This is a genomic window from Amycolatopsis sp. NPDC000009, assembly GCF_055563465.1.
In genome coordinates, this window is sequence record NZ_JBVHDI010000018.1 from 1 (window position 1) to 23007 (window position 23007).

Below are 23007 nucleotides of genomic sequence, written 5' to 3' on the forward strand. Positions count from 1 at the left end.
TCGGTTGAAAGTTTTCCCGCCCTCTCTAGCTCATTACTTGCGAAAGTCTCAAACAGCGCTTTAGGTGCCGGGGTTCGGGTGTCGGTCCGTGAAGGCCTCCTTGAGGGACCCAGAGTCCCTCAAGGAGGCCTTCACGGACCGCCTCTGAGGGCTGGGGGAGAGCGAGCGCGCCCCGGCGCTGGGGTCCTTCTAGACTGAGCGGCGATGTTCGCCCAGTCAGAGGTACCCGTCCCCCCGGCGGAGGTGCGTTGATGCGCCTCGTCTTCGCCGGCACCCCCGAACCCGCCGTCCCGTCGCTGCGCGCGCTCCTCGCGTCCGAGCGGCACGAGGTCGTCGCCGTCGTGACCCGCCCGGACGCGCAGGCGGGCCGCGGCCGCCGGGTCGTCCGATCGCCGATCGGCGCGCTGGCCGACGAGCACGGGATCGAGGTGCTGACCCCGCCGAAGGCGAGCGACCCCGCGTTCCTCGCCCGGCTCGCGGAGATCGCGCCCGACGCGTGCCCGGTGGTCGCGTACGGGGCGTTGCTGCCGCAGGCCGCGCTGGACATCCCGGCGCACGGCTGGGTCAACCTGCACTTCTCGCTGCTGCCCGCGTGGCGTGGCGCCGCGCCGGTCCAGGCCGCGATCCGCGCCGGGGACGAGATCACCGGCGCCTCGACCTTCCGCATCGTCAAGGAACTCGACGCGGGCCCGGTCTTCGGCGTGATCACCGAACAGATCACCGCCACCGACACCGCCGGGGAACTGCTCGCCAGGCTGGCGGAGTCCGGGGCGAAGCTCCTCGAGTCCACGATGGACGGAATCGCCGACGGAACGCTGCGCGCGGTGGAGCAGACCGGCGACGGGATGACCTACGCGCCCAAGGTGACCGTCGAGGACGCACGGGTCTCGTTCGCCGACCCGGCCGCCGCGGTCGACCGGCAGATCCGCGCGGTCACGCCGGAACCGGGCGCGTGGGCGGAGTTCCGGGGCGAGCGGCTGAAGCTCGGCCCGGTGACGGTCGTCGACGAGCCTGGGCCCCCGCCCGGTGAACTGGTCGTGGAGCGCAAGCGGGTCCTGGTCGGCACGGCGTCGAAGCCGGTGCGGCTGGGCGAGGTGCAGGCGCAGGGGAAGAAGCGGATGGCGGCCACCGACTGGGCGCGCGGTACGAGGATCGAACAAGGAGAGCGCCTGCAGTGAACGAGCGTAGGGAACGCCGGCCGTCGAGGCCGGATCGCGGCCGTCCGGGCCAGCGTAAAGAGGGGCCGAGCCGCCCGCCGCAGATCGACCCGGCTCGTCAGGTCGCCTTCGACGTCCTGCGCGCGGTCCGGGAGGACGACGCTTACGCGAACCTGGTGCTGCCGCAGCTGCTGCGCAACCGCCGGATCTCCGGCCGCGACGCGGCGCTGGCCACCGAACTGACCTACGGCACCTGCCGCGCGGTCGGCATGCTGGACGCCGTCATCGCCGCCTGCCTGGATCGCCCCCTGGAGAAGGTCGACGCCATCGTGCTGGACGGGCTGCGGCTCGGCGCGTACCAGCTGCTGCGCACCCGCATCCCCCAGCACGCCGCCGTCGGGTCCACTGTGGACCTCGTCCGCGCCGAAGTCGGTTCGTGGATCGCGGGTTTCGTGAACGCCGTACTGCGCTCGGTGTCCGAAAAGGACGAAGAGACCTGGTTGAACGAGCTGGCCCCCGACGAGGCCGCCGACCCGATCGGGGCCTACGCCCTGCGGACGGCGCATCCGCGCTGGGTCGCCCGGTCGTTCGCGGAAGCCTTGGGGGACAAGGGAGCGGAGCTGAAGGCGGCCCTGGAGGCCGACGACGACCGCCCTGACGTCCACCTGGTCGCCCGGCCCGGCGAGATCAGCGCCGAGGAGCTGGCCGCCATCACCGGTGGCGATGTCGCGCCGTACTCGCCCTACGGCGTCCGGATGCCCGCCGGCTCCGGCGACCCCGGCGACATCGAGCCGATCAAGGAAAAGCTGGCCGCCGTGCAGGACGAGGGCAGCCAGCTGTGCGCCGTCGCCGTCACCAGGGTGCCGCTCTCCGGCTCCGGCTCCGACGTGCGGTGGCTGGACCTGTGCGCCGGCCCGGGTGGCAAGGCGGCGCTGCTCGGCGCGCTGGCGGTGGCCGCCGGCGCGACCGTCGACGCCGTCGAGAAGGCGCCGCACCGGGCGAAGCTGATCGAGAAGGCCGTCCAGGACCTGCCGGTGACCGTGCACGTCGCCGACGGCCGCGAGACCGGTCTCGAACCGGGCTACGACCGCGTCCTCGTCGACGCGCCGTGCAGCGGTCTCGGCTCGCTGCGGCGCCGCCCCGAGGCGCGCTGGCGCCGTCAGCCCAGCGACATCTCGGACCTGACGAAACTGCAGGGCCAGCTGATCACCGCGGCGCTGGACCTGGTCCGGCCCGGTGGCATCGTCACCTACGTCGTCTGCTCGCCGCATCTGGCCGAGACCGAAGGCGTCGTGGGGGAGACCGCGCGCCGCGCCGGTGCCCAGATCGTCGACGCGCGGGAGTTCTTCCCCGGTGTCCCGCAGCTCGGCAACGGCCCGTACGTCCAGTTGTGGCCGCACCGCCACGGCACGGACGCGATGTTCTGCGCCGTCCTGCGGAAGCCGGACTCCGCCGGGTGAGCAGGGTCCTCGGCCTGGTCGCGAGCTCGTGCGGCGGATTGGACACCCGGTTCGCCGCGCAGCTCGCGAAACCGGCCGCGGACCGCGGCTGGGAGCTCGCGATCACGCTGACCCCCACCGCGGCCCGCTGGCTCGAGGAGACCGGCGGGCTCGGTGACCTGGAGAAATGCACCGAGCTGCCGGTCCGCAGTACCTCCCGGCTGCCGGGCGAAACCCGTCCGCATCCGGACCCCAAGGTGTTCCTCTTCGCGCCCGCGTCCGCCAACTCCGTGGCGAAACTGGCGCTGGGCATCGCCGACAACCAGGCGCTGACCCTGCTCGGCGACGTCCTCGGCACACCGGGCAGCACGATCGTGCTGGGCTACCAGATCCAGGACACGCGGATCCACCATCCGGCGTGGCGGCGCCATCTCGACACGCTCGCCTCCGCCGGGGTCACCACCGCGAGGCTCAGCCCGGAGGCATCGTGGACCTCCGTGCTGGACCTGCTGCCGCCGGTTTAGCGGGCGCAGAACCCGGTGTCCAGCGCCTTGGCGAGGTCGTCCGCCACCTTGGGCGGCGCGGGATTCAGGTTCACCACGACGTTCACCCGCCTGCCGTGCGGGACGGCGCCCGACAGGTTCGCGTAGCCGACGATGTTCCCGCCGTGCCCCCAGAACGTGCCGCCGCACGACAGCGGGACGGACGCGATCCCGAGGCCGTACCGCGCGCCCGGGAGCCCGACGGGCGCCGGAACGGTCCGCTGCATCTCCGCCAGCTGCGCACGCGGCAGGAGGCGTCCGTCGACGAGCGCGCCGTAGAAGCGGTTCAGGTCCGCGCCGGTCGAGATGAGGCCGCCGGAGGCACCCGCGGCGGACGGATCGAATTCGGTGTAGTCGGTGGTGCCGGCGGGGCCCGGAGCGTAGCCCCTGGCGTGCGGATACGGCAGCCCTTCGTCACCGCGCCGCGGCAGGGAGGTGCCGCGCAGGCCCAGCGGTTCGCTGATCCTGCTCCGGATTTCGGTGGCGACGGAACGACCGGTGAGCTTCTCGATCAGCATGCCGGCGATGATGTAGTTCGTATTCGAGTACGACCAGCTCGTGCCGGGCGCGAACAGCGGCGGATGCGCGAGACCGATCGCCACCAGCTCTTCGGGCTCGGCACCGCGATGACGCCATTCCTCGAGGTCGAGGTCTCGGAGGTAGTTGTAGAGCCCGCTGGTGTGCTGGAGCAGCTGGCGCACGGTGATCTTCGTGCCGTCGTTGCCGTTCCCGCTGACGAGCCCCGGCAGGTACCGGTCGATCGGCGTGTCCAGCCGCACCTTCCCCTCGGCGACCAGCTGCAGGATCACGACGGCGACGAAGGTCTTGGTGACGCTGGCCGCCCGGAACTTCGAACCGTGCGGGAACGGCGTCCCGGTCTCGATGTTCCCGACGCCTTCGCGCTCCGACCACGTCCGCCCGGACGGGTTCGTCACCGTCGCCTGCGCGCCGGGGACTCCATCCTGAACCAGCGTTTTCAGCGCTTTGTCGACGTCGTGATGGGCTCCGGACACGGCGAGCGCCGGGGTGGCCGTCGTCGCCGCGAGCAGCGCGACCAGGGAACCGGTGGCGATGATCTTCTTGCCTGGCAAGGATTTTCGCATGGATACCAAGCTAGGGAGGCTCCAGCGCGGTGACCATGGGGTGTGCCCCCACACCGTACTGAGGTTTGCCCCACCATGCCGGTCAGCGCAGGCTGTGCCCCGGTGCGACGACGCCGGTCTCGTAGGCGAACACCACCGCCTGGCTCCGGTTGGCCGCGCCCAGCTTGCCGAAGATGTTGCCCACATGGGTCTTGACGGTTTCGAGACTGATCACCAGCTCCGCCGCTATGTCCACATTGGACATCCCGGTGGCGATGAGCCGGAGCACCTCGGTCTCCCGTTTCGTCAGCGAGGAAGGCCGCGGAGCGAGGCCGGACGGCGCCGGGCGCGCGGTGACCATCCGCCGGATGGCGTCGGGGAACAGCAGCGTCTCCCCGGCGGCGATGGTCCGGATGGCGTGCGCGAACTCCTCCTTGCGCGCCCGCTTCAGCAGAAACCCGCTCGCCCCGGCCAGCAGCGCGTCGTAGACGTAGTCGTCGTTGTCGAACGTCGTGATCACGAGGACTTTGGGCGGATCGGGGAACCCGGCCAGCACCCGCCGGGTCGCCTCGATCCCGTCCACCCCGGGCATCCGCACGTCCATCAGGACCACCTCGGGACGCGTCCGCCGCACCAGATCGACCACTTCGCCGCCGTCGCCCGCCTCCCCGACCACGGTCAGATCGGGCTGGTTGTCCAGCAGCGAGCGCAATCCGGCACGCAGCAAGGGTTCGTCGTCGACGATCAGGACACGCAGGGTCATGAGCGCGACCGTAGCGGGATCGTGGTCACCAGCCGCCACAGCGGGTCCCCGTCGACGGCGGGGCCCGCGACGAGTTCGCCGCGCAGCGCTTCGACCCGTTCGGTGAGCCCCGGCAGCCCGTTGCCACCGCGGCCGGAGGCGGCCGCGTGCTCCATGAGCGGGTTCACGATCTCGATCCGCAGCGCGTCGGCGAGCACCGCGACCCGCACGGTCACCGGGCCGGGATGGGCGTGCCGCAACGCGTTCGTCAGTCCTTCTTGGACGATCCGGTACGCCTCCCGTGACAGGGTCGCGGGAAGTTCCGCGGCGGGCCCGGTCAGCTCGTAGTCGATCACCGCGCCACCCGCGCGGGCCCGTTCGGCCAGTGTGCCCGCCTCGATGAGCCGTCGTTCGGGTTCACGGGAGGACCGGTCGTCCCGCAGCAGGCCGAGGACGTGGTCGAGGTCTTCGAGCGCGGCCCTCGACGACTCCTCGATGGTACCCAGCGCCCGGCGCACCAGCTGTGGTTCGGAGTCGACCAGTTCGGCGGCCGCGGCGGCCTGGATGGTCGACGTCGTCAAGGTGTGGCCGATGGAGTCGTGCAGTTCGCGGGCCAGCCGGTTGCGCTGCTCGAAGTGGTTCGCCCGGATTTCGGCCGCGGCGACGCGTTCGGCGGCCGAGGGGCCCAGCAGGGCGACCGCGCTGTACTGGAACAGCTTGGTGAAACCGGCGAGGACGTACGCGATCACCACGAGCGTGAACAACCCGATGGGAAGCGTCCACGCCCCGGCGACGCCGGGTTCGATCGTCACCTCTTCGCCGAAGATCGCGATGGGGCTGCCGCCACCGCCCGCCCACACCAGGGTCAGGACGAAGCCGAGGAAGAGGAAGCAGCCGAGGCCGAACAGCACCCAGCCGAGCGCGGTGTGCGCGAGCAGCCAGGCCGCCGAACGCCAGCGCTCCGCCCAGGCGACCTTCGTGTTCGGCAGGGGCTGCGCGATCCGCGTGCCCAGCATCTGGTTGGAGAACCAGATGCCGACCCTCCGCATCGGTCCCGGCAAGCCCGCCAGCGCGACCAGCACGCCCATGGCGAGCACGCCGTAGACGAACTTCAACCGCACATCGCCCGGGACGAGGACGGCGGGGATGAGCGCGATCGGGAACGGGATCGCGGTGATCGCCATGCCGAGGAGCCCGAACGGGACGCTGCGGTAGCTGCCGATCCGCACGAGGGGTTTGAGTGGGTTGACCATGACCGGAACGCTATTCGGCGACGCGTGCGCGCACCTCCCACTGGGGTGCCATTTCGCGTCATACTCCAGACCGGCGGCTGAAGGGGACTTTCCCCGCGTGCGACGCGGTGAAGGGAGCCTTCGTGGCGTCTGATGCGGGGAGAGGCCCCATCAGCCCGCCGGTCACAGCCGGTTAGCGGGCGTTAGCGGCGCCCTCTTACACTCGGGCGCGTGGCTCACCGACCTTTGATCGCACCCAGCATCCTCTCCGCGGACTTCGCCCGGCTCGGCGACGAGATCCGCGCCGTCGCGGGGGAGGGGAAGGGTGGGGGCGATACTTCAGTCCGAGCGGACTGGGTCCACGTCGACGTCATGGACGCGCATTTCGTGCCCAACCTGACCCTGGGCCTGCCCGTGGTGCGGTCGCTGCTCAAGGCCACCGACGTCCCGATCGACTGCCACCTGATGATCGAGAACCCCGACAAGTGGGCCATCGGGTACGCCGAAGCGGGCGCCTACAACGTCACCGTGCACGTCGAGGCCGCGCACGACCCGATCGCGCTGGCGAAGAACCTGCGCGCCGCCGGGGCGAAGGCCGGCCTGTCGATCAAGCCGAACACGCCGATCGAGGACCACCTCGAGACCCTCAAGCACTACGACACGCTGCTGGTGATGTCGGTCGAGCCCGGATTCGGCGGCCAGTCGTTCATCGAGGGCGTCCTCGACAAGGTCCGCACCGCGCGTCGCCTCGTCGACACCGGCCACCTCAAGCTCGTCGTCGAGATCGACGGCGGGATCAACGCCGACACCATCGAGCAGGCCGCCGAAGCCGGGGTGGACTGCTTCGTCGCCGGTTCCGCCGTCTACGGCGCCGAAGACCCTGGTAAGGCCGTCGCGGCGCTTCGCGAGCAGGCGGCCCGCGTCCGCGGCTGATCCCGCCTCGTGATCCGCCGTCGGGTCAGGAGAAGGAATCGGCCCCGATGGGTGTTGGATGAGGGCAGCACCGTTCTCAGCGACGGTGCGAGCCAGGAGGAGGGCAGCAGGAGTGTTCACCGGCATTGTCGAGGAACTCGGCGAGGTCACCGCGGTCGAGCAGGTCCCGAACGCCGCGAGACTGACCGTGCGAGGGCCGCTGGTGACCAGCGACGCCGGGCACGGCGACTCCATCGCGGTGAGTGGCGTGTGCCTCACCGTGGTCGCGGTGGCGGGCGGTGAGTTTACCGTCGATGTCGTGCACGAGACCCTGCAGCGCTCCAGCCTCGCGAAGGTCCACGTCGGTGACGTCGTGAACCTCGAACGCGCGACGCCGGCGGGCGGCAGGCTCGGCGGCCACATCATGCAGGGCCATGTCGACGGCACGGGCGTCTTCCTCAACCGCGACGAGCAGGGACTCACCACGTTCGCGCTGCCGAAGAAGCTGTCCCGGTACGTCGTCGAGAAGGGGTCGATCGCGGTCGACGGCGTCTCCCTCACGGTCGCCTCGGTGACCGGCGAGGAGTTCTCCGTCGCCCTGATCCCGACCACCCTCGAACTCACCACGCTCGGCCGGAACACCCCGGGCGACCTGGTGAACCTCGAGGTCGACGTGGTCGCCAAATACGTCGAGAAGCTGGCCATGCCGCACCTGCGCGCGCAGGGGGACAATGGCGGTACGGAGGAGCGGGCGTGAGCGAGACGAGTGCGATTCCGGGGTCGGTGGATCTGACCCCCTGTGGAGGCGGGGTGGCCGTGAACGCCGATGCCATCGAAGCGGCCATCGCCGACATCAAGGCGGGCCGTCCGGTCGTCGTGGTCGACGACGAGGACCGCGAGAACGAGGGCGACCTGATCTTCGCGGCGGAGAAGGCCACGCCGGAACTGATGGCCTTCATGGTGCGCTACACCTCGGGTTACGTCTGCGTGGCGCTGACCGAGCCCGAGGCGGACCGGCTCGACCTGCCGCCGATGTACCACACGAACCAGGACCAGCGCGGCACCGCGTACAGCGTCACGGTCGACGCCGCCGACGGCATCACCACCGGTATCTCCGCGGCCGACCGGTCGCACACCGTCCGGCTGCTCGCCGACCCGGGGTCCAAGGCGTCGGACTTCCGGCGGCCCGGCCACGTGGTCCCGCTGCGCGCCAAGCAGGGCGGCGTCCTGCGGCGCCCGGGGCATACCGAAGCCGCCGTCGACCTGGCCCGGCTCGCCGGGCTCTCGCCGTCCGGCGTGCTCTGCGAGATCGTTTCGCAGAAGGACGAGGGCGACATGGCCCGCCGCGACGAACTCGAGGTCTTCGCCGCGGACCACGACCTCAAGATGATCACCATCGCCGACCTGATCGCGTACCGGCGGCGCACCGAGAAGCAGGTCGAGCGGGTCGCCGAGGCGCGTATCCCGCTGACCGCGGGCACCTTCCGGGCGGTCGGCTACGACAGCCTGCTCGACGGGATCGAGCACATCGCGTTCGTCTACGGCGAGATCGGCGACGGCGAGGACATCCTGGTCCGCGTGCACTCCGAGTGCCTGACCGGTGACGTCTTCGGCTCGCTGCGCTGCGACTGCGGGCCGCAGCTGGAGGCCGCGCTGGAAGCGGTCGCCAAGGAAGGGCGCGGGATCGTGCTCTACATCCGCGGCCATGAGGGCCGCGGCATCGGGCTGCTGCACAAGCTGCAGGCCTACCAGCTGCAGGACGCGGGCGCGGACACCGTCGACGCGAACCTGCAGCTCGGCGTCCCCGCCGACGCGCGGGACTACGGCACCGGCGCGCAGATCCTGTGCGACCTCGGCGTCCACTCGATGCGGCTGCTGACGAACAACCCGGCCAAACGCGTCGGGCTGGAGGGCTACGGCCTGCGGGTCAGCGGACGGGTGTCGCTGCCGATCTCGCCGAACCCGGAGAACCTGCGCTACCTCAAGACCAAACGGGACCGGATGGGGCACGACCTGTCCCAGCTGGAGCATTTCGACCAGGTCGGAGCCGAGGTCGACCAGGGCAACGGAGGTGGCACGCGGTGAGCGGCGAGGGCCGTCCGGACGTCGAACTCGACCTGTCCGACTGTAAGAACATCCGGCTCGGGATCGTGGCCACGCGCTGGCACACGAAGATCACGAGCGCGCTGCTGGAACGCGCCCTCGAGGCGGCCAAGGCGGCCGACCTGGAGGAGGAGCCGACGGTCGTGCGCGTCGCGGGCGCCGTCGAACTGCCCGTCGCCGCGCAGGCGCTGGCCCGCACGCACGACGCGGTCGTCGCGCTGGGCGTGGTCATCCGGGGCGGGACGCCGCATTTCGAGTACGTCTGTGACGCGGTCACCGCGGGCCTGACCAGGGTCGCGCTCGACGAAAGCACCCCGGTCGGCAACGGCGTGCTCACCTGCGACACCGAGCAGCAGGCCCTCGACCGGTCGGGGCTGCCCGGCTCCGTCGAGGACAAGGGCTACGAAGCGACGGTCGCCGCGCTGGACGCCGCGCACGCGCTGCGGAACCTGCGCCAGCCGTGGACCGAGCGGGGTTTCGTGTGAGCGTCGAGGCGGATGTGATGACGGAATCCGAGGTCGTGGTGGTGCGGCCCCGCCGTGCCCTGGTGATGTGCTCGGTGCTGGCGGTGATCATGCTGGCGACGTTCGTGGTCGTCGCGGTCCTGCTGCGCGGTTCGGACACCGGCGTGATCTTCCAGCCGTCCGACCAGGCGGCGATGATCGGCATCGGCGTCCTGCTCGCCGCGGGCACGATGCTGTTCGCGACCGCGCGCGTGAAGGCCGACGCCGACGGCATCGAGGTCCGGAACGTGCTGATGACCAAGAAGTTCGCGTGGAGCGAGGTGCTCTCGGTGAGCTTCCCGGACGGGGCTTCGTGGGCGCGGCTGGAGCTGCCGGACGACGAGTACTACTCGGTCATGGCGGTGCAGGCGGTGGACCGGGAACGCGCGGTGGCCGCGGTGCGGGCGCTGCGGAAGTTGCACAAGGCTGCTTGGGAAGGCTGACGCCGCTCTTCCCGACCGACCGCGTTTCGTCCTCTGAATGCGATCCTTGCGGGTGGCAAGTACATGAAGGCCCCCTTCCTTGCGCCCAGCGCAAGGAAGGGGGCCCTCATGTACTTGGGTAAGCCGAGGGATGGGGCCCTTCACACGCGGCCGCTGTGACTGCTGATACTCGCGGGCCGCAACTGGCGATCATCGGGTCCGTGAAGGCCTCCTTGAGGGACCCAGAGTCCCTAGTCCCTCAAGGAGGCCTTCACGGACCTGGCACCGGGCAGCCGTTCAGAGCGAAAGATCGACTACGATCGGCGCGTGGTCCGAGGGGCCCTTTCCCTTCCGCGCCTCACGGTCCACATAGGAATCCGTGACCGCGCCCGCCACCGTCGCGTCGGCGTACACGAGGTCGATCCGCATTCCCTTGTTGTTCGGGAAGTTCCCCGCCCGGTAGTCCCAGTACGTGAACGGGTGGTCGTACTTCAGCGGCCGCGGGAACACGTCGGACAGCCCGAGGTCCCGCAGCGCGGCGAGCGCCTTTCGCTCCGGTTCGGTCACGTGCGTCGATTCGGCGAACACGCCGATGTCCCACACGTCCGCGTCGGTCGGCGCGATGTTGAAGTCGCCGAGCACCGCGAACGGCAGCCCGCGCGCCTGCTCCTCCCGCACGGTCGCCTCCAGCGCCGAGAGCCAGGCGAGTTTGTAGCCGTAGTGCGGGTTCTCCAGGTCACGCCCGTTGGGCACGTACACCGACCAGAGCCGCAAGCCACCGCAGGTGGCGCCGATGGCCCGCGCGTCGGCCTTGTCCTCGAAGGTGGGCTCGCCGGTCAGCCCGCGTGTCACGTCTTCCAGCCCGACGCGGGACAAGATCGCGACGCCGTTCCAGCGCCCGATGCCGTACGCGCCCGTTTCGTAGCCCAGTTCTTTCACAGCGTCGAAGGGGAAGGCGTCGGTTCCGCATTTGAGTTCCTGCAGGCACAGCACGTCCGGCCGCACCGAGCCGAGCCAGTCCAGCACCCTCGGCAGCCGGGGCCCGATCGAGTTCACGTTCCAGGTCGCGATCCGCATGCCCGCGAGCGTCCCACACCCCACCGACACTCCGACGCGAAAGGCCCCTGTCGCGACGGGTCACGTCGCGACAGGGGCCGCCGGGGTGGAGGTCAGACCCCGGTGGTCGAGCGGATCCAGGAGCGGGCCGAAGCGACGCTGCCGTAGTTGTTGGTGCCGCGGATGTTCGAACCGCTCTGGTTCTGCACGGTCGAAGCGACACCGACCTGGACGCCGTTGTAGACCTGGGGGCCGCCCGAGTCGCCCTTCCACGCCGAGCCGTTGATGCCGACGCTCTGGATGGCCGGGCCGCCGTAGGCGTCGCGCGAGCTGCCGGTGACGCGGACGTCGGCCACCTTCAGCGCCGAGGCGGGCGGGCCGGTCGGGGTCTCGCGGCCCCAGCCGTAGAGCTGGTTGGTGCTGCCGACCGGCGGGTTCGAGCCGGCCAGGCTGATCGGCGTGACACCGGCGTCGGAGGCCAGGTGCAGCAGCGAGATGTCGGCGCCGTTCGGCGAGGACACCTTGCGGTCGACGGCGATTTCACGGCCGCCCTGGAGCTGGTTGCTGCCGACGCGGACCCGCATGCCGCTGCCGTCGGAGTCGAGGCAGTGCTTGGCGGTCAGGACCCAGCGCTGGGCGATGACGCTGCCGGAGCAGTTGAACCCGTCCCACTGACGGCCCGGGGTGTTGACGTAGACCTGGGCGCCCCAGCTCACGGTGGGGGCGGTGCCGCCGCCCACGATGTTGGGCTGGACACCGGTGGGGGTGCCCGCGGAGGCGACCGCGCCGGCGGTCATGGTGAGGGCTGCGGCGGCGAGGGTTGCGGCGCCCAGCATACGAAGACGGCTCACGGTGCAGGAGTCCTTTCGAGCGTCATCTGACGAAGAACCGAGTGAAGTGGAACTGGGACGGAAAGTAATCAACACGTTCACCCGCTAGGAACCAACGAACGTCTGATCCGGCCGAAGACCCGACTTAGGTCGGTATACGTAATGAAATACGGACCGCATCGTGGTAGTCGCCACTCGAACGAGGGCTAGAGCATGGGGGCTCGCAAGACTGTCGGTGGTGCCCCATAGGCTTGGCGGCGTGGCTGACCCGACCACCTACCGTCCCTCGCCGGGGAGCATCCCGGACGCCCCTGGCGTGTACAAATTTCGTGACGCCACGAAGAGGGTCATCTACGTCGGCAAGGCGAAAAGCCTCCGCAGCAGGCTGAACTCGTACTTCGCGGACCTCACCGGCTTGCATCCGCGCACGCGCCAGATGGTGACGACGGCGTCGAGCGTCGAGTGGACCGTGGTGAGCACCGAGGTCGAGGCGCTCCAGCTGGAGTACAACTGGATCAAGGAGTTCGACCCGCGGTTCAACGTCCGGTACCGCGACGACAAGAGCTATCCGGTCCTCGCCGTCACCATGAACGAGGAGTTCCCGCGCCTGCACGTCTATCGCGGCGCCCGCAAGAAGGGCGTGCGGTATTTCGGTCCGTACGCGCACGCCTGGGCCATCCGCGAAACGCTCGACCTGCTGCTCCGGGTCTTCCCGGCGCGCACCTGCTCGGCGGGCGTCTTCAAACGGCACGGCCAGATCGGCAGGCCCTGCCTGCTCGGGTACATCGGCAAGTGCTCCGCTCCGTGCGTCGGCAAGGTTTCCGCCGACGAACACCGCGCGATCGTCGAGGACTTCTGCGACTTCCTCGCCGGCCGCACCGACGCGCTGATCCGCCGCCTGGAACAGGAAATGGCCGCCGCGTCCGAGGAGCTGGAGTTCGAGCGCGCGGCCCGGCTGCGCGACGACCTCGGCGCGTTGCGGCGCGCGATGGAGAAGCAGGCGGTCGTGCTCGGTGACGGCACCGACGCGGACGTCGTCGCCTTCGCCCACGACGAACTCGAAGCCGCCGTCCAGGTCTTCCACGTGCGCGGTGGCCGGGTCCGCGGCCAGCGCGGCTGGGTGATCGACAAGGCCGAAGAGATGGACGTCAAGGATCTCGTCGACCATTTCCTCACGCAGTTCTACGGTGAGGAGGCCGAACGCGCGGACGACCCCGACCTCGGGTCGCCGGTGCCGCGCGAGGTCCTCGTCCCCGAGCTGCCCGCCGACGCCGAAGCGCTCGGCGAATGGCTTTCCGGGCTGCGCGGGTCGAGGGTGAGCCTGCGGGTGCCGCAGCGCGGGGACAAGCGCGCGCTCGCGGAGACGGTGACACGCAACGCCGGCGAGGCGTTCACCCAGCACAAGCTGCGCCGCGCGGGCGACCTCACCGCGCGCTCGGCCGCGCTGGCGGAACTGCAGGACTACCTGGCGCTGGAAACCGCGCCGCTGCGTATCGAATGCGTCGACATCAGCCATATCCAGGGCAGTGACGTGGTGGCGTCGCTCGTGGTGTTCGAGGACGGGATCCCGCGCAAGTCCGAGTACCGGCGCTTCGCCTTGCGCGAGGCCGCGGAGGAAGGCGACGTCGCTTCGATCGCCGAGGTCGTCCGGCGCCGGTTTTACCGCTATCTCAAAGAAAACGCTGACGGTACCGCGGTCGATCCGGACCGTCCGGGTATCGACCCGGAGACCGGCAAGCCGCGCAAGTTCGCGTACGCGCCGAACCTGCTGGTCGTCGACGGCGCGGGCCCTCAGGCCACCGCCGCCGCGGACGTCCTGTCCGAATTGGGCGTCACCGACGTCGCCGTGGTCGGCCTGGCGAAACGGCTGGAGGAGGTGTGGCTGCCGGGCGATCCCGATCCGGTGATCCTGCCGCGCACCTCCGACGCGCTGTATCTGCTGCAGCGGCTGCGTGACGAGGCGCACCGCTTCGCCATCCGGTACCACCGCGAGAAACGGTCCAAGCGGATGCAGGTGTCCGCATTGGACGGTGTGCCCGGGCTGGGGCAGGCTCGCCGTACCGCGCTGATCAAGCATTTCGGCTCGGTGAAGAAACTCCGCGAGGCGCGGATAGAGGAGATCGAGGCGGTGCCCGGCTTCGGCAGGCGCACCGCCGAAGCGGTCGTCGCGGCGCTCGCAGGGGAGCCCGCGGTGACGGGGGAGTCCAGTACGTGATCGGTGAAGGGACCATCGTGAGTGCGCAAGAAGAAGGCCGCGGTTCGGGGATGGAGGTCGCGGTCGTTTCCGGTCTGTCCGGCGCCGGCCGCAGCACCGCCGCGAAATGCCTGGAGGATCTGGGCTGGTTCGTGGTGGACAACCTGCCGCCCGAACTGATCGCCACCATGGTCGAGCTCGGCGCGCAGGCGCGGGGCGCGATCACCAAGGTCGCCGTGGTGATGGACGTGCGTTCGCGCGCGTTCACCGACGACCTGGCCTCGGTCATCAAGGACCTCGACGCCCGCGGGTACAAGCCGCGCGTCCTGTTCCTGGAGGCCACCGACGCGGTGCTGGTGCGCCGGTTCGAGGCCGTCCGCCGCGGGCACCCGATGCAGGCCGACGGCAGGCTCGCCGACGGCATCACCGCCGAGCGCACGCTCCTGGAGCCGCTGCGGGAGGAGGCCGACCTCGTACTCGACACGTCGTCGCTTTCGGTGCACGACCTGCGCGCCAAGATCGAGGACGCCTTCGGCTCCGAGGCGAGCACGCAGACCCGCGTCACCGTGCTGTCGTTCGGCTACAAGTACGGCCTGCCGATGGACGCCGACCTGGTGATGGACGTCCGCTTCCTGCCGAACCCGTTCTGGATCCCGGAACTGCGCGACCACACCGGTCTCGAAGGCGAGGTCCGCAACTACGTGCTCAGCCAGGAAGGCGCGGACGAGTTCCTCGACCGCTACCACCAGCTGCTGCGCCTGATCGGCGCGGGCTACAAGCGCGAGGGCAAGCGATACCTGACGCTGGCCGTCGGCTGCACGGGCGGAAAGCACCGCAGTGTCGCCATTTCCGAGGAGCTCGCCCAGCGTCTGTCCAATGAGGACGGTATGGCCGTGAAGGTGGTGCACCGCGACCTTGGCCGCGAGTGAACCGCGCGCGGTCGCACTGGGGGGCGGGCACGGCCTGCACGCCACCCTCACCGCGCTGCGCCGGGTGACCTCGCAGGTCACCGCCGTGGTCACCGTCGCGGACGACGGGGGCTCGTCCGGAAGGCTGCGCCGCGAGCTCGGGCTGCTGCCGCCGGGCGACCTGAGGCAGGCCTTCGCCGCGTTCGCCGCCGAGGACGGCGGGGTCCTGTGGGCGGAGGTGTTCCAGCATCGCTTCGGCGGCGATGGCGCGCTCGCCGGGCACGCGGTCGGGAACCTGTTGCTGGCCGGGCTGTTCGAGGTGCTCGGGGATCCGGTCGCCGCGCTCGACGAGGCGAGCAGGCTCATGGGCATCTCCGGCCGGGTCCTGCCGATGTCACCCGAACCGCTGGAGATCCAGGGTGAGGTTTCGGGGCTGGACGCCGAGAATCCCGGGGCGCTCCGGCGTATCCGCGGTCAGGTGGCGGTGGCGACGACGCCGGGGCAGGTGCACCGGATCAGCCTCCACCCGGCAGGCCAGGCCGATCGGCCGCCGCGCGGCTGCGCCGAGGCGATCGAGGCGGTGCTCGCCGCGGACGCGGTGTTCCTCGGCCCGGGGTCGTGGTTCACCAGTGTGCTGCCTCATCTCCTGGTGCCGGATCTGCACGACGCGCTGCTCCGGACGGACGCCACGAAGGTCGTGATTCTCAACCTGATCCCCCAACCGGGGGAGACGGCGGGGTTCTCGCCGGAGAAGCATTTGGACGTACTCTTCGAACACGCCCCGGAATTGCGGGTGGACGCGGTCATCGCGGACCGTGACTCGGTGCCCTCACCAGCCCGGTTGCGGGACGCGGCCGGGAGACTGGGCGCGCGGGCGTTGCTGGGGGCGGTGGCTGACCCGGTCGTGACGGGGCGGCATGATCCTGATGCGCTCGCGGGCTGTATGCGAGACGCTCTCGGTCTTACCGGGGGAGGAGCCGAAGGTATGGAGGGGCAGCGATGGCGATGACCGCCGCCGTGAAGGACGAGCTGAGCCGGCTGGAGATCACCAAGATCGGCCCGCGCCGCGCGGAGGTCGCGTCGATGCTGCGATTCGCGGGCGGGCTGCATATCGTGGCCGGCCGCGTCGTGGTGGAGGCCGAACTCGACACCGGTTCGGTGGCGAGGCGGCTGCGCAAGGAGATCCACGAACTGTACGGACACCAGTCCGACGTCCACGTCATCTCCTCCAGCGGATTGCGCAAGGGCACGCGGTACGTCGTCCGGGTGGTCAAGGACGGTGAGGGGCTCGCCCGGCAGACCGGTCTGATCGACCAGCGCGGCCGTCCGGTGCGCGGGCTGCCCGCCGCCGTCGTGTCCGGCGGTGTCGCCGACGCGGAAGCCGCCTGGCGCGGAGCGTTCTTGGCGCACGGGTCGCTCACCGAACCCGGGCGCTCGTCGTCGCTCGAAGTCACCTGCCCCGGCCCTGAGGCCGCGCTGGCACTCGTCGGCGCCGCCCGGCGGATGGGCATCCAGGCCAAGTCGCGCGAGGTCCGCGGCGCGGACCGGGTCGTCGTGCGTGACGGTGACGCGATCGGCGCGCTCCTGACCCGTCTCGGCGCGCACACGAGCGTGCTCGCCTGGGAAGAGCGGCGTATGCGCCGCGAGGTACGCGCCACCGCGAACCGGCTCGCGAACTTCGACGACGCGAACCTGCGGCGTTCGGCCCGCGCGGCCGTCGCGGCGGCGGCCAGGGTGGAGCGGGCGCTGGACATCCTCGGCGAATCCGCCCCGGAACACCTGCTCGCCGCGGGCAAACTGCGCCTGTCGAACCGGCAGGCCTCGCTCGAAGAGCTGGGTCAGCTGTCCGAACCGCAGATGACCAAGGACGCCGTCGCCGGCCGGATCCGCCGCCTGCTGGCGATGGCCGACAAGAAGGCGAAGGAACAGGGCATTCCGGACACCGAATCCGCGGTCACCCCGGACATGCTGGAGGAAGACGAGGCCTGAGTAGCACGCATTCAGTCCTCTGGATGCGGTAGTTGCACACGCAAGGACCGCATCCAGAGGACTAAATGCGGTGTTCGCCGAAGACTTCGCACGTGGCCGGGTCGCCGTCGAGCGCGGCGGTCGCCAGGAGGACGGCGCCCGAGGTCCACGTCGTGCGCTCGTCCGGCCAGAATTCCTCGTCCGCGTACTGATAGCCGGTCCAGTACGAGCCGTCGTCGAGCCGGAGCCGGGTCAGGCACGCGAGGAGTTCACTCGCGCGGGCACGGTCCCCACGGGCGGCGAGAGTCAGCGCCAGTTCGGCGGTCTCCCCACCGGTGACCCACGGTTCGTGGTGCACGCAGCGCACTCCCAGGCCGGGTACGACGAACCGGTCCCAGCCCGCCGCCAGCCGCGCCGAGACGTCGGCGCCGGTCACCACGGAACCCAGCACCGGGTAGTACCAGTCCATCGCGTGCGGTTTCGCCGCGAACAGTCCCGGCTCGCCGACCAGGGCCGCACGCAGCCGGTGTGCCGCGTCGCGCCATTGTGGACGGTCCAGCCCCATCGCGGACGCGAGCGCCAGCGCCTGCGTCAGCGCGTGGTGGATGCTGCTGCATCCCGTGACCAGCCGGATTTCGGGGTCGTCGCGCCAGGAGATGGCGCCCGACGGTTGCTGCCGCCGCAGGACTGCGTCGATGGCCCGCTCCAAGACGGGCCACATCCGGTTCAGCCAGGCGCGATCCCCGGTCAGCAGGAAATGGTGCCGAGTGCCGACCGCGACGTAGGCGGTGAAGTTCGTGTCCATAGTGGACAAGTCGATTCCGTCGTCGCGGTACCGGGCCGCCCACGATCCGTCGGGGCGCTGGTTCCGGAGAAGCCAGTCGTACGCGGCTTCGGCCTCGGCCCTGAACCCGGCGACGTCCAGGCCCATGGCGGCTTCGAGATGGTTCCACGGGTCGAGGTGCCCGTCGGTCGCCCAGGGGATCCCGCCGTCGGGCCGCTGCACGGCCGCGATGGAGGCGGCGGTGGCCTTCACGGTTTGCGCGCGTAGACGACGAGGCTCTTGCCGAGCACGGGGTTCAGCGCCCACTCGGCGAACCGCACCGGCCGGGGGCTGCGCATGATGTCCCAGACCAGGAACCGGTGGTACAGCGCGCAGAGCCGGTGCTCTTCGTCGGGACCGACCGCGCATTTGAGCCACCAGTACGGCGAGTGCAGGGCGTGGGCGTGGTGGGCGCTTTCCGTCCTCAGCCCGGCTTCGGTGAGCTTGCCGAGCAGTTCACGGCGGCGGTAGATCCTGATGTGCCCGCCTTCGACCTCGTGGTACGCGTCCGAGAGCAGCCAGCAGATCCGCTCCGGCCACCAGCGCGGCACGGTCGCCACCAGTCTGCCGCCGGGCGCCAGCACGCGGCTCGCCTCCGCGAGCACCGTCCGGTCGGCGTGGATGTGTTCCAGCGTCTCGGCGACGATCACCCGGGTGAAAGAACCGTCCGGGAACGGAAGCCGGAGGGCGTCCGCGCGGACGGTCAGCGCCGCAGCCGTGGCGGGAACCTCGCCCGCCTCCGCCAGGTTGGCGAACATGTCCCGCACGTGTTTGAGCGCGGTGTCGTCGAGGTCGGCGGCGACCACGTCCGCGCCGCGTTTGTACGCCTCGTAGGCGTGACGGCCGTCCCCGCAGCCGAGGTCCAGCACCCGGTCTCCGGGGCCGACGGGGAACCGTCCGAAGTCGACGGTCAGCACCCCGCACGCTCCCGGCCGAGGACACGCCGGTAGTACGCCGCGGTCTCCTCGGCGGTGCGCCGCCAGCTCAGCGCCCCGGCCGTCTCCAGGCCGCGGGCCGCGAGGTCGGCGCGCAGGTGTTCGTCGCCGAGGACCTTGGTGAGCGCCTCCGCGAGCGCCGGTACGTCACCCGGCGGCACCAGGATCCCCGCGTCGCCGACGACCTCGGGAAGCGCCCCGCCCGTCGTCGCGACGATCGGTGTCCCGCAGGCCATCGCCTCGACGGCCGGGAGCGAGAACCCCTCGAACAGCGAAGGTATACAAGCGATTTCGGCCGAACACAGCAATCGCGCGAGTTCGTCGTCGGTCAGCCCGCCGACGAACCGGACGTCGGCGCCGGGGCCGAGCCGGGCGAGTGCCCGCGCCGCCGGGCCGTCCGGTTTCGGTTTGCCGACGATCACCAGTTCGCCCTCGATCCGTTCCCACGCCGACAGGAGGTGTTCGAGCCCCTTCAACGGTTCATCCGCGCTGGCGATGGCCACGACGCGCCCCGGGACCCGTGGGATCTCCGGGCGCGGCCGGAAGATCCTGGTGTCGGCGGCGAGCGGGACGACGTGGATCCGGTCCTCCGGCACGCCCATGTCCCGGCCGATGGCCGCGCGGGACGCCTGGGACACCGTCAGCGTCGGCATCCGCCGTGCGACCCGGTGCTGCATGTCGACGAACCCGTACCACCGCTTGACCCGTGCCGCTTCGCGCCCGGTTACGGTGGCGAGCTTCAACGCCCGGTCCACGGCGATCGGATGGTGGACGGTGGCGACCGTCGGCAGTCCACAGTGGAGCATTCCGTACCCGAGCCCCTGGTTGTCGTGGACGATGTCGAATTCGCCCCGGCGTTTCGCGAGATGGCGCGCGGCACGCAGGGAGAACGCGAGGGGTTCGGGGAAGCCGCCGCGGCGCATGCCGAGGAACTCCACCCACGACGGCAGATCGCGCAGTTCCTTCGGTCGCGGTGTCCGGAAGGGATTCGGCTCCGCGAACAGGTCGAGCCCCGGGATCTTCGTCAACCGCACGCCCTCATCCACCTCCGGGTAGGGCGGCCCGGACAGCACCTCGACGTGATGCCCCAGCGCGGCGAGTTCGCGGCTCAGATGCCGGACGTACACGCCCTGACCGCCGCTGCGCGGGTTCCCGCGGTAGGTCAGGAGCGCGATCCGCAGTGCGCTCACCGCTCACTCCCGCGTACCCCAGTACTCGAGCTGCTCACGGATCTTCCGGGTTTCGTCGTGCCGTTCGCCGCGGACCTCGACGGAATCGCCGAGCAGCAAGGTCCAGATCGAAAGCGCCTCGGTGACCTGGCCCGCCTTGGCGAGGGCGAGCGCGAGACCGAATCGGAGATCGAGGGCGTCGGGATGCTTCTCATTCAGCCGTCCCGTCGCTTCGCCGAGGAGCCGTCGATACTCCGAAACGACGGGGGGGGGTGCTCGATTTCGGCGCTCCAGAACGCGATGTTGTGCCGCACGTGGCTGACGATCTCGTCGTCTCCCAGCGCCTGTTTCGCCTGCGGCAGCAGCTCCCGGGAGAGGCGGAGGGCTTCCTCCCCGTTCCCGGTCTTGCCGGTCGCCACCGCGAGGAAGTGCCGGGCGTGCAGCGTCTCGCGATGGTCGGCTCCGAGAGCGTGGGTGGCGTCGCGGACGAGGGCTTCGAACTCGGCCCGGGATTCTTCGAAGCGGCCGAGCTCGGCGAGCAGGTGCCCGATGTTGTTGCGGATGCTCAAGACGTCTTCGTCACCACCCGACAGGGTGGCCGTGGCGATCGGCAACAGCTCTTCGAACCGGGCGAGTGCCGCGGCCGCGTCGCCCGCCTTGCCGGTCCATGTCGCGTGCCGTGCCTTGCAGCGCAACGTGACCCGGTCGGTCTCGCCGAATTCCCGTTCCGCGCGGTGCGCCCAGGCCGCCCAGCGTTCCCGGTTTTCAACGGGGATGTGCGACGCCCGGCGTTCCAGCGCGGCGAGAGCGTCTTCGTGGAGTCCGGCGAGCCAGAAGTGCTCGGCCTCGTTGGCCGCCGCGTAGCCCTGTTCCGGCGTCGGCTCGTCGTCTCCGGTCACGAGTGCCACCTCCGAGGTCGCCGCCGCCAGCCGGGCGTGGAGCCGGGTCACCGCATCGGGGGAGAGAACGGGCGGCGCTCCGGTCCACAGGACGGTTTCGTCGGCGAGGCCCGCTCGCGTGCGGCTGACCGAGTCGCCGAGCCCGGCCAGGAAGTCGCGGACGTGCACCCGCCGATCCGGGCCACCCGCCGCCGCGCTCGCCGCGGTGAGGATCGAGATCGGGATGGGGCCGCGGTTGGCGGCGAGACCCAGCAGCTCCAGCAGGACCGCGTGACCGGGCCGCGGCGAGGCCACCGCGCCGGTGCCCTGCTCGATGTCGGGCTCCTCTTGCGCCACGCTGATGAAGGTGACCGTCGAATCGCCGAGCCGGAGCACGTCACCATGCGCCAGCGTGGCGGCCGGCACCCGCTGTCCGTTGACGAAGGTGCCGTTGGCGGAATCCAGGTCGGTCAGCCACGCGTTCGTGCCGTCCCAGCGGATCTTGCAGTGCAGCCGGGACACCCGCGAGTCCCCGAGCCGGATCGCGGCGTTCCTGCTGCGGCCGAGGGTCGTGAGCCCGAAGGACAGCTCGTGGTGCGCGGGCGGCTGACCGGGGACGTCGATGATCAGCGTGGCCGGGGTGATCCTCGGCGAGGTGGGTGAACCGGTGTCGTAGCCGCCCCAGCCGCCGGTGTCCGTCTGCTCCCGCGCCGCCGGAGCGGGGTCGACGCTCGGCTCCCACCGCCCGTCCGGGGTCAACGGCTCGAACGGAACGGCCCGTACCAGTGCTACTTCCGTCGCAGGCGGCAGGAGTGCAGGCTCCCGCGTCGCCACGACCGTCGTCACCGGTTCCAAGCCCACTTCCGTCGACAGGCTCCGGACCAGTCCGCACAGCCGTTCCCGGACGTCGGGGTCGAGGTCGTCGAGCCCGTCGATCGCGATCCGCACCGGCGCTCCGGTCCACTGTGGAGCGAGCGTCCGAAGTGGGCCGAGCAGCGCCAGGTCGAAGGCGCTCGCACCGCTGCGGGCGGTGTCGTCGAGCCCGGCGCGGTGCGCCTGCTCGGCTTCGGCGAAACCGGGCACGGTGCGCCGCAACTGACGGGCCAGTTCCCGCGCGAGCCGCTCCGCCGTGTCACCACGGCTCGCGAAGAGGACGCCGTGCAGGAAGTCGGGCGGCACATAGGATCCCGCCACCGATGGGCGGGCGAGCGCGGCCAGCATGGTCGACTTCCCCGCGCCGGCTTCACCCGTGATCGCGACCAGCCGGGCGCCGGTGAGCAGGCGTCCGACGGTCTCGCCGAGTTTCGGATCCTGCTGGTAGTTCCCGGTCAGGCGTTCGATCCTGGGCGCGGCCGGGTTGCCCGCCAGCGGGGATCGCCGCCAGGCGGGGGAGGAGTTCAGCGCGAGCCACAGCCCTTGATCGGCCTCGGCCACCTCACGGGTGCCGTCGAAACCGAGGTGGATGGCGGTCTGCATCGGGCACAGGCCGGTGATCACGCGTTTGAGATCCGCGCACCGGACGCGTTCGCCGAACTCCGCGTGCCCCGAACGCAGTACCGAGACCAGTGATCGGCTGAAACACCCGTTGGCCGCGACGCGGTCGTCCGAAGCGGTGAGCAGGTCGAAGCGTTTGCCCGCCTCGCCGACGATCCTCAGCCAGCGTTGGCCCGCCTGCCTCGCCCCGATGCCGGCGTGACAGGTGTCGAGCAGGATCACCAGACCGTCGAGCATCGAGTAGCGGCCGAGCAGCTCTTTGATGCGCTGGGCGAACAGGAAAGACCGGCGGCTGTCCACCGGCAGTCCGGTGTCCTTCGTGAGGAAGTAGAAGTCGTCGTCGGCGTATTCGCCGTGGCCGACGAGCGAGAGGAAGAGTGTCGCCTCGTCGTCCGACGCCCGCTCGAAGGCCTCCACGAGCGCGTCGTCCAGCTCGACCATGGTCGGGTCGACGAGGAGGCCGCGGCCGTCTTCGAGCGCGGGCACGCAGCCGCCGATCTCGGGGTCGAGCAGGGCCGTCGACACCTGATGCCCCGCGTCGGGGAGGAACGAGAGAAGGTTCAGTGAGTCGCATTGCGACGCGACCACCAACGACCTCCGCTCTCCCACGGAGATCAC

Annotated in this window: 21 protein-coding genes; 12 read left to right on the top strand and 9 right to left on the bottom strand. The window is 70.6% G+C overall.

Annotated features, from left to right (window positions below; all coding sequences use genetic code 11):
- Positions 1-251: 251 nt before the first annotated feature.
- Genes fmt through ACZ3HL_RS33830 form a run of 3 tightly spaced genes read left to right on the top strand, consistent with a single transcriptional unit; the run spans position 252 to position 3120 of the window.
- Entirely contained in the window at positions 252-1178 is a 927-nt protein-coding gene (gene fmt, locus ACZ3HL_RS33820) for a methionyl-tRNA formyltransferase (protein ID WP_465535390.1), read from the top strand.
- Positions 1175-2617, top strand: coding sequence for an RsmB/NOP family class I SAM-dependent RNA methyltransferase (locus ACZ3HL_RS33825; protein ID WP_465535391.1), 1443 nt, complete (start codon positions 1175-1177; stop codon positions 2615-2617). The genes fmt and ACZ3HL_RS33825 overlap by 4 nt, the downstream gene beginning before the upstream one ends.
- Positions 2614-3120 carry a flavoprotein gene (locus tag ACZ3HL_RS33830; RefSeq protein ID WP_465535392.1) on the top strand — a complete coding sequence of 169 codons (507 nt, stop codon included), beginning with the start codon at positions 2614-2616 and terminating at the stop codon, positions 3118-3120. The genes ACZ3HL_RS33825 and ACZ3HL_RS33830 overlap by 4 nt, the downstream gene beginning before the upstream one ends.
- Here ACZ3HL_RS33830 and ACZ3HL_RS33835 read toward each other — a convergent pair.
- From ACZ3HL_RS33835 to ACZ3HL_RS33845, 3 genes are all read right to left on the bottom strand, one after another.
- On the bottom strand, positions 3117-4241 hold the full coding sequence (locus tag ACZ3HL_RS33835) for a serine hydrolase domain-containing protein (RefSeq protein WP_465535393.1): 1125 nt from the start codon (positions 4239-4241) through the stop codon (positions 3117-3119). The two genes, ACZ3HL_RS33830 and ACZ3HL_RS33835, sit on opposite strands and share 4 nt — an antisense overlap.
- Positions 4242-4323: 82 nt before the next feature.
- The gene (locus ACZ3HL_RS33840; RefSeq protein WP_465535394.1) at positions 4324-4983 is read right to left on the bottom strand and encodes a response regulator transcription factor; all 660 of its coding nucleotides are present in this window, start codon (positions 4981-4983) and stop codon (positions 4324-4326) included.
- A complete protein-coding gene (locus ACZ3HL_RS33845) occupies positions 4980-6215 on the bottom strand; it encodes a sensor histidine kinase (protein ID WP_465535395.1) in 1236 nt (411 codons plus the stop codon). The genes ACZ3HL_RS33840 and ACZ3HL_RS33845 overlap by 4 nt, the downstream gene beginning before the upstream one ends.
- A 225-nt stretch (positions 6216-6440) precedes the next feature.
- Here ACZ3HL_RS33845 and rpe point away from each other — a divergent pair, with 225 nt between their 5' ends.
- The 5 genes from rpe to ACZ3HL_RS33870 all read left to right on the top strand — a co-directional run bounded on the left by rpe (position 6441) and on the right by ACZ3HL_RS33870 (position 10155).
- Positions 6441-7127, top strand: coding sequence for a ribulose-phosphate 3-epimerase (gene rpe, locus ACZ3HL_RS33850; protein ID WP_465535490.1), 687 nt, complete (start codon positions 6441-6443; stop codon positions 7125-7127).
- A 112-nt stretch (positions 7128-7239) separates the two neighbouring features.
- Positions 7240-7863, top strand: coding sequence for a riboflavin synthase (locus ACZ3HL_RS33855; RefSeq protein ID WP_465412329.1), 624 nt, complete (start codon positions 7240-7242; stop codon positions 7861-7863).
- Between the two features lie 53 nt (positions 7864-7916).
- The gene (locus ACZ3HL_RS33860) at positions 7917-9191 is read left to right on the top strand and encodes a bifunctional 3,4-dihydroxy-2-butanone-4-phosphate synthase/GTP cyclohydrolase II (protein WP_465535492.1); all 1275 of its coding nucleotides are present in this window, start codon (positions 7917-7919) and stop codon (positions 9189-9191) included.
- Entirely contained in the window at positions 9188-9694 is a 507-nt protein-coding gene (gene ribH, locus ACZ3HL_RS33865; protein ID WP_034311710.1) for a 6,7-dimethyl-8-ribityllumazine synthase, read from the top strand. Before ACZ3HL_RS33860 ends, ribH begins: the two co-directional genes overlap by 4 nt.
- 17 nt (positions 9695-9711) lie before the next feature.
- Positions 9712-10155, top strand: coding sequence for a PH domain-containing protein (locus ACZ3HL_RS33870; protein WP_126731744.1), 444 nt, complete (start codon positions 9712-9714; stop codon positions 10153-10155).
- Positions 10156-10431: 276 nt separating this feature from the next.
- On the opposite strand, the gene ACZ3HL_RS33875 is transcribed toward ACZ3HL_RS33870, so the two are convergent.
- Complete coding sequence (locus tag ACZ3HL_RS33875) at positions 10432-11211, bottom strand: exodeoxyribonuclease III (protein ID WP_465412332.1); 780 nt, start codon at positions 11209-11211, stop codon at positions 10432-10434.
- A 92-nt stretch (positions 11212-11303) separates the two neighbouring features.
- The gene (locus ACZ3HL_RS33880; RefSeq protein WP_465535396.1) at positions 11304-12041 is read right to left on the bottom strand and encodes a S1 family peptidase; all 738 of its coding nucleotides are present in this window, start codon (positions 12039-12041) and stop codon (positions 11304-11306) included.
- Between the two features lie 238 nt (positions 12042-12279).
- Between ACZ3HL_RS33880 and uvrC the strand changes: the two genes are divergently transcribed.
- Genes uvrC through whiA form a run of 4 tightly spaced genes read left to right on the top strand, consistent with a single transcriptional unit; the run spans position 12280 to position 17111 of the window.
- Positions 12280-14235, top strand: a complete 1956-nt coding sequence (gene uvrC / locus ACZ3HL_RS33885) for an excinuclease ABC subunit UvrC (RefSeq protein WP_465535397.1) — start codon at positions 12280-12282, stop codon at positions 14233-14235.
- Between the two features lie 50 nt (positions 14236-14285).
- Complete coding sequence (gene rapZ / locus ACZ3HL_RS33890; protein ID WP_240601237.1) at positions 14286-15143, top strand: RNase adapter RapZ; 858 nt, start codon at positions 14286-14288, stop codon at positions 15141-15143.
- Complete coding sequence (locus ACZ3HL_RS33895) at positions 15130-16131, top strand: gluconeogenesis factor YvcK family protein (protein ID WP_465535398.1); 1002 nt, start codon at positions 15130-15132, stop codon at positions 16129-16131. The genes rapZ and ACZ3HL_RS33895 overlap by 14 nt, the downstream gene beginning before the upstream one ends.
- Positions 16122-17111, top strand: a complete 990-nt coding sequence (gene whiA, locus ACZ3HL_RS33900) for a DNA-binding protein WhiA (protein WP_457955890.1) — start codon at positions 16122-16124, stop codon at positions 17109-17111. Before ACZ3HL_RS33895 ends, whiA begins: the two co-directional genes overlap by 10 nt.
- Before the next feature lie 61 nt (positions 17112-17172).
- Here whiA and ACZ3HL_RS33905 read toward each other — a convergent pair whose 3' ends face one another.
- The 4 genes from ACZ3HL_RS33905 to ACZ3HL_RS33920 all read right to left on the bottom strand — a co-directional run bounded on the left by ACZ3HL_RS33905 (position 17173) and on the right by ACZ3HL_RS33920 (position 22998).
- Positions 17173-18126 (bottom strand): prenyltransferase, encoded by a 954-nt coding sequence (locus tag ACZ3HL_RS33905; protein WP_465535399.1) that lies wholly within the window; start codon positions 18124-18126, stop codon positions 17173-17175.
- Complete coding sequence (locus tag ACZ3HL_RS33910) at positions 18123-18830, bottom strand: class I SAM-dependent methyltransferase (protein WP_465535400.1); 708 nt, start codon at positions 18828-18830, stop codon at positions 18123-18125. Before ACZ3HL_RS33910 ends, ACZ3HL_RS33905 begins: the two co-directional genes overlap by 4 nt.
- Positions 18824-20038, bottom strand: coding sequence for a glycosyltransferase family 4 protein (locus ACZ3HL_RS33915; RefSeq protein WP_465535401.1), 1215 nt, complete (start codon positions 20036-20038; stop codon positions 18824-18826). Before ACZ3HL_RS33915 ends, ACZ3HL_RS33910 begins: the two co-directional genes overlap by 7 nt.
- 194 nt (positions 20039-20232) lie before the next feature.
- On the bottom strand, positions 20233-22998 hold the full coding sequence (locus ACZ3HL_RS33920) for an FHA domain-containing protein (protein ID WP_465535402.1): 2766 nt from the start codon (positions 22996-22998) through the stop codon (positions 20233-20235).
- Positions 22999-23007 lie beyond the last annotated feature (9 nt).